The 12,934-nt window shown below is 37.4% G+C and carries 13 protein-coding genes and 1 pseudogene; 1 reads left to right on the top strand and 13 read right to left on the bottom strand.

Annotated features, from left to right (window positions below; all coding sequences use genetic code 11):
* Nucleotides 1–102 precede the first annotated feature (102 nt).
* From ACFO1S_RS23780 to ACFO1S_RS23765, 4 genes are all read right to left on the bottom strand, one after another.
* Nucleotides 103–729: a DUF3885 domain-containing protein gene (locus ACFO1S_RS23780; protein ID WP_204602560.1), complete on the bottom strand. Its 627-nt coding sequence runs from the start codon at nt 727–729 to the stop codon at nt 103–105.
* A 22-nt stretch (nt 730–751) separates the two neighbouring features.
* Complete coding sequence (locus tag ACFO1S_RS23775) at nt 752–1,180, bottom strand: hypothetical protein (protein WP_204602561.1); 429 nt, start codon at nt 1,178–1,180, stop codon at nt 752–754.
* Between the two features lie 229 nt (nt 1,181–1,409).
* On the bottom strand, nt 1,410–1,937 hold the full coding sequence (locus ACFO1S_RS23770; protein WP_204602562.1) for a GNAT family N-acetyltransferase: 528 nt from the start codon (nt 1,935–1,937) through the stop codon (nt 1,410–1,412).
* A 47-nt stretch (nt 1,938–1,984) separates the two neighbouring features.
* Nucleotides 1,985–2,746 (bottom strand): class I SAM-dependent methyltransferase, encoded by a 762-nt coding sequence (locus tag ACFO1S_RS23765; protein ID WP_204602563.1) that lies wholly within the window; start codon nt 2,744–2,746, stop codon nt 1,985–1,987.
* Nucleotides 2,747–2,943: 197 nt separating this feature from the next.
* Between ACFO1S_RS23765 and ACFO1S_RS23760 the strand changes: the two genes are divergently transcribed.
* A complete protein-coding gene (locus tag ACFO1S_RS23760; RefSeq protein WP_204602564.1) occupies nt 2,944–4,257 on the top strand; it encodes an S-layer homology domain-containing protein in 1,314 nt (437 codons plus the stop codon).
* Between the two features lie 608 nt (nt 4,258–4,865).
* On the opposite strand, the gene ACFO1S_RS23755 is transcribed toward ACFO1S_RS23760, so the two are convergent.
* The 9 genes and pseudogenes from ACFO1S_RS23755 to ACFO1S_RS23715 all read right to left on the bottom strand — a co-directional run.
* Nucleotides 4,866–5,315, bottom strand: coding sequence for a hypothetical protein (locus tag ACFO1S_RS23755; RefSeq protein ID WP_204602565.1), 450 nt, complete (start codon nt 5,313–5,315; stop codon nt 4,866–4,868).
* A gap of 828 nt (nt 5,316–6,143) precedes the next feature.
* A complete protein-coding gene (locus ACFO1S_RS23750) occupies nt 6,144–6,590 on the bottom strand; it encodes an oxidoreductase (protein ID WP_204602566.1) in 447 nt (148 codons plus the stop codon).
* 589 nt (nt 6,591–7,179) lie between these two features.
* Nucleotides 7,180–7,620, bottom strand: a complete 441-nt coding sequence (locus tag ACFO1S_RS23745; RefSeq protein WP_204602567.1) for a GNAT family N-acetyltransferase — start codon at nt 7,618–7,620, stop codon at nt 7,180–7,182.
* Between the two features lie 392 nt (nt 7,621–8,012).
* Nucleotides 8,013–8,465 (bottom strand): hypothetical protein, encoded by a 453-nt coding sequence (locus ACFO1S_RS23740; RefSeq protein ID WP_204602568.1) that lies wholly within the window; start codon nt 8,463–8,465, stop codon nt 8,013–8,015.
* 551 nt (nt 8,466–9,016) lie between these two features.
* Nucleotides 9,017–9,313, bottom strand: a complete 297-nt coding sequence (locus ACFO1S_RS23735) for a hypothetical protein (protein WP_204602569.1) — start codon at nt 9,311–9,313, stop codon at nt 9,017–9,019.
* A gap of 226 nt (nt 9,314–9,539) precedes the next feature.
* On the bottom strand, nt 9,540–10,115 hold the full coding sequence (locus ACFO1S_RS23730; protein WP_204602570.1) for a hypothetical protein: 576 nt from the start codon (nt 10,113–10,115) through the stop codon (nt 9,540–9,542).
* 237 nt (nt 10,116–10,352) lie between these two features.
* Nucleotides 10,353–10,883: a CDI toxin immunity protein gene (locus ACFO1S_RS23725; RefSeq protein WP_204602571.1), complete on the bottom strand. Its 531-nt coding sequence runs from the start codon at nt 10,881–10,883 to the stop codon at nt 10,353–10,355.
* Between the two features lie 1,154 nt (nt 10,884–12,037).
* On the bottom strand, nt 12,038–12,580 hold the full coding sequence (locus tag ACFO1S_RS23720; protein WP_204602573.1) for a GNAT family N-acetyltransferase: 543 nt from the start codon (nt 12,578–12,580) through the stop codon (nt 12,038–12,040).
* 112 nt (nt 12,581–12,692) lie between these two features.
* Nucleotides 12,693–12,934: pseudogene (locus tag ACFO1S_RS23715) on the bottom strand (hypothetical protein); the annotation flags it as partial.

The raw sequence follows: 12,934 nt of genomic DNA, 5'->3' as shown, positions 1-12,934 counted from the left end.
CGCTCCCCGGCAATCTGGAATTTCTCAGGTCGAATCTTCTTAAGTTCAGTTCCGGACCGAGGTGCTGCGTCCTGATGTGTGAATATAGTGTTATACATTGGATCACACATCCTCAAATAATCTATCAAAATATTCTCTCCAGTAGTCTACTATCCAGTCATTATATTCAGTATATGGCTTTCTTAAATATTCCTTTGATTTAGCGTAAATTATGCACCCTCGATCATCATACATATGGAATATGATTTGCTTTTCTTTATTAATGAAATAAATACTTTGGCCTATAGATGGTTCTCTGCCTTGTTCATAATGAGAAATTCCTTCAAGTATCTTTTTGTATGGAAAAGTTGTTACATATCCCGAGAGTATTCTAACAAGATATTCTCGTCTTACTTGTATCTTATTTCCTTCATCATCTTCGTCCTCATCAAGGTCATACAATATCTCTTCTTCAAACGGCTTACCTTCCAGTAATTTATAGATATAGTCTGGAGTTGTATTACCAAACATGATGTCTTCTTTAGGATTCCAGTCCTTAATGTAAAGAAATATAGAATCATTTGCTTTTAGGAGTACTTCTTCAAAAATAGTTGTAGCTCTTTTGTTTACTTGCTCTATCCGTTCGTCTGATCCATTAGGATGTGGTTCTCCTAGTTCAAATCTTATATTAATATCGCTCCATAAATCTGGAAAATTATCATTTAGATAATCTAGAATCGTTTGCTTCATTGATCCTCCTGCAGGTTATCTTTTATTCATTAAATATCCATTTTTCTTTATAAAACTGACCTTTTCCATTAAGGCTCTCTTCCATATTTGTAGCTAAATCAACCGAACGAAACCAAGCAGTATAATACTTTCCTTCAATTCGATATTGAATTTGATATACCGTATTATATTCTTTTATTTCTTCACCAAATGGTGTTTGTTGTTTTTCATCTGCTTGTATTATTGAGATTATTGTTCCATGCCTTGCATTTATTGTTTTTTTAATAATATCTTTTTTGGTCACTTTGATATTTAGGGTTACAACTAATGCTAATATAAAACTAATTAACACTGTAGAACTACAAATAATAAAAAATGCCTTTCTATTTTTATTGAAATTCAAAGCTAGTCCTATTCCTAGCAACAGGATAAACATAAATAAAAATAGACAAATAGACTGTACTTGATACATTGAATCACCTATTAAATTTGAAGTTATAAAATCAGCATCTTTCAGATAATATTCTTGTATTCACGACGCCAAGAGGCATAAGGATTCCAAAGATCGATCCGTCTATAAGTTCGATCATATCGGCTGCGCTTGCGCACTTCTTCGAAATTCTTCTGGCGGACCGAGGGTGCAGCGCCCCGATGCGTAAATATGGCGTGATATGACGCACCTTACTTCATCGACTAGAAAATTATAGTTTTTTTATCATATGGATGTCTTTGGGTTCTTTGTCGAATAGCTCTTTATCGATTTCTTCTGCAATACGACTTCCATTGTGTGTATAGAAAGAAACAGCAGATCTGGTTTCTGTCGATGAAATGTACAGGAACCTTGCCCCCCGCTTGAAGGCCTCATTACTTAGTGTCTTCATGATTTGAGTGCCAATTCCTCGTCTCCTGTAATCGCTCGTTACATACATCAGATCGATCTGAAGCTGATCTTTATCCCTGCCTCTAAACTTATGGGCGAGCACTCCGAATCCAACAAGTCTATCTCCATCGAATGCTCCAAGTGCCGTTCCTCCGTGATCGATTTCAAACAAAAAGCGTTCTTGAATTTCCCTTAACAGCTCTTCATTCCAGTTTGGACATTGATGATTCATACCTCTTTCGATTAATTCGCCGTTGTTCATCTCATAGATGAGATCAATATGCTCCGATCGATCAATTTCTTGCAGCTTACTTACTTGATCCGGAGACATTGTTTGATAAGTAATCATCTTCACAGCCCCCCAACTACGGGTTAGACGATATCCGAATTCATCGGCTATACGCCGCCTCTATTGGCTTCATAGGTAATCATTTGCCCTGCTCTATCAGGTACTTTATTTAACTTGTAATCAGCCGACTTCCTGATCACCTCATAACCTAACTCTTCAAGAATTAATTCAAATTCGTAATCCCTATACCAGCTTATTGAGAGTCTTTGTAGCTCTGTTTGTATGGATACTCCATCTTTCCACTTCTCATATTTCAATAAGGATACTGTTTTCTGCTCTAGTAGATTAAGTTCAATTCGCTTGTCCTCCAGAACAATCACTTCATTGCTCGGAGTTTTCCATGTTTTGGTCGTACAATCATTTGCATTCAAATCCGTCGGAACGAATAAGTCAATCATCAGTGTGCCGCCAGGTATCAAATAAGAATAAAGATGCTTCAAAGCTGAGATGGCTTGATTGCGTCCTTCCACTAACTGAAAGGAACCGCCCGGAATAATAATCGCTTCATACTTGCAGGGAATAGAAAAGCTATTCATCTCATCAAGATAAAGATCGATATTAAGCTCTAATGCATCGCATCTTCTTCTACACGATTCAAGCATCGCTTCCGAGTTATCCAATCCATCGATATTAATTCCCGCTTGATATAAGGGAATTAATACTCTACCCGACCCGCATCCGACCTCAAGAACCTTCCCCTTAAGGCTTGAAAGACGCTTCAGGTAAAACTCCACATCACCAAAAGAGAAGCCCAGCGGCTTACTGAGATCATAAACCTCCGTACAAAGCTCCCCATATGAACGATACATATTGACGCCCCTCTCCTTCATCCGAAATCTATTTCCCCTTCCACTAAAACCCAATCTATTCTACAAGAAACCATGGAACCGCTCCTATGCAACGGTTCATGATAAGATCACTAGCGTTTTATGTAATAATCTACAGATATATGGTACTATTTAACTATCATCTTGGAAAGAAGCCGGGGATATGGAGAGAAGAAGATATGGAGCAAACAGGATTCAAGAAAAAGCTTTCCCTTGCAATGGCATCAATGCTGATGATTTCCGCACTCGGACAAGCGACTTATGCCGAGCATGCGACGAATGTCGCGAACGTTACATCAATCTCCCGAGAGGCAGAAGAAGCATCCGTTACATCGCTGCCTTTCAAAGACAATAGATTGCTTAACCCGGATGACCCTGTGACGCGCGATCTTTTCTTTCAAATGCTCACAGAGGCTCTGGGCTTGCAGGTAGAACAAGGAACCGACAGCTTTCCATACGTCCAGGCAGCAGAAGAACAAGGATGGTTTGAGCCGAAGGCTTTTCCCTATCGCGGTTGGGAAGAGCCTCTTCGTAAGCATGAGCTTGCCCATATTGCCGTTCGCGCGCTCCAGAGCGGCGAGAAGCTTAATGACGACATGTATGATGCCGTAAGATTAGGTCTCCTCGGCGGTACGGAAGACGGTCAACTGGAGCCCGCTGTAAAAATAACACAGGCTCAAGCGGCTCTGGCCATCGACCGTATTTTGCGTGCAAAGCAGGGAGAGAAGCTCCCGGTAGACCGGAAAGCATTGAAAAATGCGGAGAAGGTAAAATCAGCCCGGAAGGACTCTTGGGGTAGAGCCATCCGGACCACTAATCTGCCGAAAAATCACAGGCAATTCCCATATATACTCGAACAATGGCCCAATGAGATGTATAACTTAAATCATGATTTTAAACCTTACAATACCAATATTAACCCGGCCAAGTTTACGAACTTGCGTTCCTATGCAGACAAAAGCATAATCGTTTATAATACGGACCACTTAGTAAATTGGGTGGATGATGCGGAAAAGTACATTTCCCAAATCATTAATGTAGATTACAACAAACTGGATAATTCCTGGATGGGCAACATCAAGGAAACCGTGAACCCGCAAAATCTGGAATACATAAACAACCAATTAAATGACAATCTTGGGGCTTATATTACATCAGCGAAAAAAAACAAGGTGAAGGTGACCGGCGGAATTGTCAAGGCAGAACCTTCGATTATGTTCATTGATGGAGAAACCTATATCCGAATCTATTTTACGTTCAAAGCCACCAGCTTTACGGATCAAAGCAAAATATTTTATGACCCTGCACCGAGGTACAGACCGCACATGGATTTCTTTAAGTCAGTAAACATCAAAAAGAATGTAGAATACGAGGTTTTTGCCAATCTTGGATTTGTGGATCGAAGTTACGGGTCCGGAGGAGTGCTTACCTCTAAAGCAATCTCGTTCTACGCCTATGTGCTTGAGGATGCCATTATAAGAGAAAAGAAATAGACTACATTCTGTCGGGCTACAAGATGCCAAGACCGTTTTTTCCGCTCTCTCAAGTACGAATGTATCTTTATTAATGAATTCGAAGACCCTCGCGCTCGCAACGGCTTGAAAAACTCATATAGCATCTCGTCATATTGGAACTGCAAGTACAGGATCTTCCTCCCTTCGTCTTCAAAATGTTGCCCAGACTGCTAGACGAAGGTCTCGCTTTACGTAGGGCTTGCTGAACGGAGGGAAATCCAATAGTAGCAGAGACTGTTCTTGATTTATTTAATCACCTATTAAATTTGAAGCTACCCAGAACCACCATACAAATCTAGATTTCTATGTGTATCTCCTCCTTCTCTTTTGGATTCTCCAAAACTCATATTGTTCTATACCCCCAATATTTATTCCAGAAATAAAAGTTGGATCGAAAAATAATACTTGTTCATTCGTTAATTTAATCAAAATACTATCGCATGTAATTTCATTCTCGGCTTCTTCCATATTATAAATCCAGTATTCACGACGTCCAACTCACTTTCGGTCAAGAAGTAACCGGCCGCAAGCGGTTAGGGAGTTGGATGTGACCGGCTGATTCCACTTCGTCTTCTTCAAAACGACATTTAAATCAGTGGTAGGGTTGCATCTTCTAGTTCCCCTTGGGAATCCAAATATTTTAGTGTTTTCTCGACCTCTTCATATTTTAAGGTTTTCATGATAATTAAGTGTCTTGAACTCATCCCAGGAGGATCTATTACTGAATTCTTAAAGTACTCAGTTAGCTTTTCAGGTGTCGTGAGATTACACCATCGTTTACTGCCATCGTTAAAACTAATTGTTATTTCAATGAAATTATTTGTGTCAACTTTATCGTCAAAACCCCAACTCTGCATTATTAGTTGTTGCCTTTCTCCTGGATCGAAATGTCCTTTGTTTATCCAAAGAAGTCTTCCATGATCGCCTTTAATTCTAATCTTAGCGTGATCTTGGTCAACGATTTTATATTTTCCGCCCCTTGTGAGCGCATGTCCATATGCACCGACACTATTGCAAGTGACAATTTTGGCATCCATATAACCACTTCCGTAACGTTTCTTTTCAATCGTAAGGGTTTCGCATAACGTTCTTACTATTTCAAGATGTCTAACTCCTTAAAGCCCGAAGGGTGGCCGCGATGCGGTTAGGGAGTTGGATGTGACCGGCTGACTCTGCTTCCCTTTACTCTGAGTTACTCAGTCGATTTCTCTTCAACTTTGGTCCGGACCGAGGAGCAACTCCCTGATGGAGTTAATTGATGTTGACCACTTCTTCGAATTATCTTTCGGATCATATTTCAATCTGTTTTTCCCAATTATAAATTACGTATACAAACTGAATTAGTGTAATTATTAAATAACTAATGTTGATAAAAAAACAAAACCTAATTCTTTTTGCTGCACTCATGTATTCTTCTTTATCAATTTCGCAAAAAGAGAACCTAGATTTCAATTTTTTACTCAACCTTAGTAGTCTTGCAAATTCATATACCCCAAATAAGCTCCATGCTAATGAAAATACTAATAACAGTGCATTTGCTAGAGAAAGTAGGATACCTAATCCCGCATCTGATGTTATACGGAACCTGACACACATATTAATAATTAAAGTTACTGCAAATAAAAATATTCCAAAAAAACTTATTACAGGCATATATGTGTGATATTTCATAGATGTGTGATATTTCATAGATTTCAGCCTTTCGATCAATTTCAGATAACGTTTATAAGTCCACGGCGTTCATTCCCCTTAGATAGCTCTTATCTTAGGAGAATGGATAGGTCCGGGTCCGGCTGCTTTAACATCACCGAAACCCCTCAGCCGGATCGAGAAATCCCTACGTTTTCGGGATACCATACACAACGTTATTGAAATCCTGCTGTTCCAAATGTATTTTTGATTGCACTTTCATATTCTTCCCATTCAAAATAGAAAGGTCCGATATTAATTGGTTTATTATCAGGTTCTAGCCTGAAATCTTTCCAGATAACAAGCTTATCTTCTCGCTCAATAAAAACCGAAATAAATCCACACTCCTCATCTCCGCACCATGGATAAACAAGAATTGGGAATCTGAAGTATAGATATGGATGCGTTTGTGTGAGTAAAAAATAACTAATCAGTTGTCTCTGGTACTCTTCACTCCCCCAGCCGAGGGATGGAACTAAATCATACTTCTTAAGCGATTGGTAAAGTGATTTATCATCAATTATACAATCAGAGAACTCTGTATTTTTATTCCCATCTTTAGCCGGATCATTGTCAGCATAGCGGCACGCAGGAGTTGTTCGTAAGTGATTTATGGATTTCATTTTTTCTCCTTATTGGGACAACGCCCCGATGCGTGAGTGTGGTATTAGACTTGCAGTTTTCACTTACACACGATTTTTCTTTCGATTCTTTATTAATATCAATGATACTACTAACGCAATAAAACATCCTGCTAATATAAATATCAATCGATTTCGACTTTCTAAGTAATCATTATCATACTTGCCTTTATTTATTGCCTTTATATATGTGTTTTCCTTAATCTGTATTGCAATTACTTTTTTCGAATCTCCATTAAGTATTGAGTAATAGGTTGTTCCTTTCGGAAAAGTATTTGAAAAGTTCCCAGAATAGGTTCCTTCTCTATCTGAATATCGAGTGACTTCTCCTATCCTACTCTCAATTTCCTTTGAATCAACTGGTTCATCCGTTATTTCAAAAATATCTCCTGAATAGACAACGAATCGTTAAGCCCAATCAGCAAATGTAAGTTGGCATGGCATGAGAAAAAACAACAATAAGCTTGCAATAATAGATTTCTTCATCCGAACCTCCCTGCAGAGCCGAATGGCCCGAAGCGTGAGTATTGAGTTATATGACAACACCTTGCTTCATCGATTCGCTAGCGAATTATAGTTTTTTTATCATATGGATGTCTTTGGGTTCTTTATTGAAGAGTTCTTCATCTATTTCATCTGCAAGTTGACTTCCATTTTGTTTATAAAAGGAAACCGCAGATCTTGTTTCTGTTGATGAAATATATAGAAACTTTGCCCCCTTATGACGAGCCTCATTACTTAATTCATTCATGATTTGAGTGCCAATTCCTCTTCCCCTGTAATCGCTCGTTACATACAGCAGATCAATCTGCAGCTGATCTTTATCCCTGCCTCTAAACTTATGGGCGAGTACTCCAAATCCAACAAGTCTATCCCCATGAAATGCTCCGAGAGCAACTCCTCCGTTATTTATTTCAGTCAAAAAATGTTCTTGAATTTCCTTTAGCAGATCTTCATTCCAGTTAGGGCATTGATGATTCATAGCATTTTCGATTAATTTGCCGTTGTTCATTTCATATATGAGATCAATATGCTAATATAGGTATCATTTCTTTATCATTTAATAATTCTGCTTCTCTATGTGCCATGAAACTAATTGACTCTTCCGAGCTCATAGCATTATCGACAGTTGACATTCTATTAATTAGTTTTAGAATATATCTTTCTTTTCTTTTATTTATTGAAAAAATATGGAGAAAGTTTATTTGTTTCCTCGTCATCGAATCGCTTCTTTCGGTTTACAGTTCTTTCAGATATCGTTATTGTATTCCTGACGTTCAATTCTCTTAAGCTCCAACAGGCGGCCGCAACGCAATTAGGGAGTTGGATGTTTCCGGACCGAGGGCTAAATGGCCCGATGTGTGAATATGATGTCCGATGAAGGAATCCCTTTATTTGAGATACTTACGGACGTACTCCCGAATATTTAATTTTTTCAGTTTCTCTATGTGGGATTTTGTATTCTTTAATGAGAAATTGTCCTAGGGTGTATCCTCTGCGTCTGTACTTTGAATCAATTTTTATTTTTATGTTGTTCTTGCCATGCAAAATGTAGTATTCTTCTTGAACTGAATTCCCTATTCTAATATAAATGACTCCAGCTTTTCTGATTCTTACAGCCTCTATAAGACCAAGTTCTTTAATTATTATTGTTTTCTTTATTATGAAGATTGAATGTCTCTTTATTAATCCATTTTCAACTTTAATAAATGTCGTTACCAAGTAGAAAAAAAACATGAGTAATATCCCAACAATTAATTCGAATAAATCTTGATCAAGGTAATGGGAGCCGAAGACTAAATTGAATATTGAAAGAACTAATATTATATAAATTGAATTTGTTCTTCTAAAAATCATCTATCTCGGCCTCTCCTCGACTTTGACTTTCTCAGATACCCTTAGATAACTCCTATCTTGGGGGAATGGTTGTATCTGACTAACTTAGGTTCTTTGAAAACACTCCGGCAGATTAAGGCCGAATGGCCCGCGCGAATATGGTGTTATTTGAATTGCGATCTTCTCTAAGTTACTACCATTATTCTTTAATAATGTGTTTTTCCCATCCGATCTTTTTGATCTCTTTCATTGTAGGATAAACTGATAGTCCAAGCGGTTCACATATGAGTCATGTTTTTTGCAACTGCTCTATGGATAAAAATTGTAATGAACATTCGTCACATTATATGTAAAATTGTTGGTTTCAAGCTCTTTCCATATTTCAAAATATCCCTGGCAGCCATCGTGCCATAAAACTTTATAGGGATAGTTTGAATATGCTACGGACCAAATTTTGTTTGCAAGCTTTACATATGATCTCATTAGAAGTCTTTGTCCTCCTGAATAATTCTTCTTATATTGGTCTTCTTTTCTAAATTTCGTTCCTTTATTTCTTTTTTCATTGACTCAGTTCATTTCAATTTATTATCTTTATTTTCATTTTTATCTTTTGAAATTCTAGAAAACAACAATTGGATTGTGACAGCAGTTATAAAAACAATCAAATAAATAGGGTAATCCTCTTTCAAGTTTTGAAAATTGGTGTTAGCCCTACCTGAGATTATTCCTAATACTATTAGGGCTAAAAACCAAATCACTATAGCAAAAACTGTAATTCTATTTAAGTGGTTTTTGTAGTTCTGAAAGTAACTAATTTGAGACAATGTAATATATGTAGCTACTATGACCACAATAATTATCATTTCCATTCTTTATCATCCTTAAGAACAGATTTCTGATAATGATCTTATATTCACGACGTCAATCTCCCTTCGATAGCTCCTATCTTAAGAAGATCGATGTGTACGGCTGCTCCCACTTCCCTGTAAACTGAAAATGCTCCAGTCGATTCCTTTTCGACTCCAGTCAGGACCGAGGAGCGAAGTCCCGATGCGTTAATATGGTGTTATGAGATGTCGGTGACTTCTTGAGAATTTAAGAATCTCTTTGTGATTTGAACATTTCATTAATACTATGAATTTCAATTCTATCTTCTTCTTTCCTTTGATCAATATACTCATGTTCGATAATAATCCTCAATTCATCTCCCTTGAAGAAATTAATAAGTCGGTTTGCTTCTTGTTGTATTGGCTCTTTGTAGTCTTTTAACTTCACAATATTCTTCTTTAGGCTTTGTTTATATTCATCTGACGTAGTAATGTACGTGAGAGCTATATATCTCAAAAACGTATATCCATTACAGTACTCATCATACAAAGTTTCCATAACATCTAATTGATCTTCCAAAGTGTCGGTCAATGAAATTAATAGATTTACTATTCTTTCTTGTTCAAATACACCAATATCAATTAGTTGTCTTATTTGTTTTTCAGTATCCTCGTGAGCATATCTATACTTGTAGTTCCTGGATATAAACTCCAAATACTCAGTCTTACCCAGAATATCTTCCAGTTCCCCATGCTCATATATCCATTGCTCCAGCTCGAACAATGTCACCGTATTCTTTAAGAAATAGTACATATATCTGTGTGCTTTCGTTTTGTCTATCATCACTGCATCACCTACTTAATATGTCATTCGCCAATTACTCATAACGTTCCAGTATTCACGACGCCCAACCCCGAGGGCGGCCGTAATGCGGTTAGAGAGCTGGATACGTCCGGCTGAATCCACTACCTTCTCTGAGATACTCCAGTCGAATCATCTCCAGCCCCTGTCCGGACCAAGAGGCGAATGCTCCGATGCGTAAATGTGGTGTTATGGGATGTTGAGGACTCCTTTGAGTTACTAACGGCTCTCCGATTTGTTTTTATAGATTTTTCTAATAACTCCGTTGTGAAAGATCTCAATTACATATTCATTTATTTTATAGAGCCATACATCTGGTGAGACAGCCAATACATCATCTATTTTCTTAATTACTTGATAAATATTCACTTGAATAACAGGGTCATTCCCATGACTCCATAGGATATAGCACATCTCATCCTTGGCTATACTCCGATCTAAGTTACTTAAAATGAGTTCTTCAAATATGTGTCCCTCCGGATTTATCCTGCCATAAAAAGTGAATTCAAAATGCTCCTGTAATTCTTTATAAATAAGATCTGACTTCTCCTGACTAACAATCATTGTCCCTGCGCCTAGAGACGTTATACATTCATTAAACAAAACACTATAATCATTTTTATTCTTTCGCCTATGCTGTTCTAGTAGTCTTGCTAGTTTTACTTCTCTGTCACCATCCATGAAGAGTTCACCAACTTTTGTATTCGTCAATTTCCCATAACGTTCATGTGTTCTCATTCGATTCATCATTTCTTCACTAGCTCTTCAGGCATTATCCAATACTGTTTTGTCTCGATATTAAATTTGAAATGGATTATTCTTTGCTCGCCCTTCTTGGGCCGTTTATAACTTGTCTCCATACCATAAATGCTTCTCTCAGGAACGAATAGTGTGCTTAGCACTTTTCGATTTTGTTTTGTTTACCCGTTCCTTCCACTAGTACTTCTACATCTGCTGAAGTTAAACCATAGTCATAATCCCCTAATGTCTGGCTCGTTCTATCTAGAACTATTAATTGGTTCAAGATTAAATAAGTACCGATTATTACGAATGATATTAACAGTATTGTACTTAAAATCTTTCTCCTCAGCGACATTGGAGCAGCTTCCAAACTAACGGTCTTTTTGGGTTCTGGGGTTGCGTATAACGGTCTTGTATTCACGATTCCCGAAATTCCCCCACAATACGTTTGCCCCTTTCAAATCCTCTTCAACTTCGGTTGGGGCCGAGGGGCAGCGCCCCAATTCGTGAATATGGTGTTGGTGATGGACTCGATGTCCTGATCTGCTTTCAATTAAACACTTTCGAACTTCATATGAGTCAGATTATTTAATAAATATCTGATGTTGCATATAATAATTGCAATTACAGTAATTGTGCCGATGACTCTTACTGAATTTAAAATATAATTAGTCAAACTTAATATCAAGATATATGCAGATAATCCACCCGCTACTATATAGTATATATTTGAGAATATGTACTTTAAATAATTTGCTTTCCTTATATATCTTATCAAAATATCATGTACAGCCCCAATAAACAGTCCTGTAATAAATATTGGAATTCCAATAATCATCAAAATAAAAAATGTGCCCCCAATTTCAAAAGAATAAACTAAAAAAAAGACCCCTAGCAATAAAATGAACAACGATATTGAGACAATATTATTTTGCATATTTTCTCCTTTGCAATTCGAGTCTTTCACTAACATTCTTGTTCACGAAGTCAATCTCCCTGAGATAACTTCTACTTTAGGGAGATTGATGTGCCCGGCTGCTCCGCTTCCCTGAAACTGAAATGTCTCATCGATACCGTCTTTGAATCTTGCCAGACCGAATACGTATGCCCGATGCGTGAATATGGTGTTAAGCGAAGTTCCCGCCTTCATCGAATATCCCACATCAATGCTTTTCATATTCAATTAGCCAACAGTCTCTATATTGTCCTTCATGAAATTCGTGCTTCTCCAAATACTTCTTCTTAGTAAACCCACACTTCTCATATACCTTAAGAGCTCTTGTATTCCATGCCTGCGGATCCATTACAATCTTTTTCGCTTCTTTCTTATCGATCAAATATCTAACTGTTTCATTAATTAATTGAGTTCCGATTCCCTGGTTCCAAAATGATGACTCCCCGATAAATTGATCCATTCCAAAGATCTTTCCGTAGAAACCGACGTAACCATACTTCTCAATCTCTTCTTCATCTATCAAATAAAACTGCAAATAGCCAATATCATGTGATTGATATCGAATAATGCATTGTGTAGTTTCATCTCTATTCTCGTAAAAGTGCTTTTGAACTAATTTTTTGTCATGCGCTCGATCCCGTCCTTCATAATACTGTAGGACTGTGGGATCCGAGAGCCACTTAACAAGTAAATCAGCATCTTGTTCTTCAAGACTTCTCAGACAAATTTCATTGTTCTGAAAAATGATCATTGTTGTTCTCCTGTTCTTATGAACTTGCGTTGCGGGAATTTCGCTTAACCGAAGGGCGAAGTCCAGATGCGTGAACATCATGTTAGATGACGTAACTGACTCCTTGATAAATTTACAATATGATTTTATTAATTAATTCCAATTCTTCATTTAGTTTTGATTCAATTTTTTCAATCCACTCATCAGGGTTATTAATTTCCACCGGGAAACTGCTCTTATGCAGGAGATAGTACTTTAATTGCAAATAACTACTGATAGGAAAATCCTGAGCGCACCATTGCTTCCTGTATCCAATAATTCCATGTTCCTTTAATAATGCCTCTAATGAATGCACAACTTCTGTAATAAATTGAT

Source organism: Cohnella boryungensis, from assembly GCF_042651945.1.
Taxonomy (GTDB): Bacteria; Bacillota; Bacilli; order Paenibacillales; family Paenibacillaceae; genus Cohnella; species Cohnella boryungensis.
This window is presented reverse-complemented; position numbering and strand designations above follow the sequence as displayed.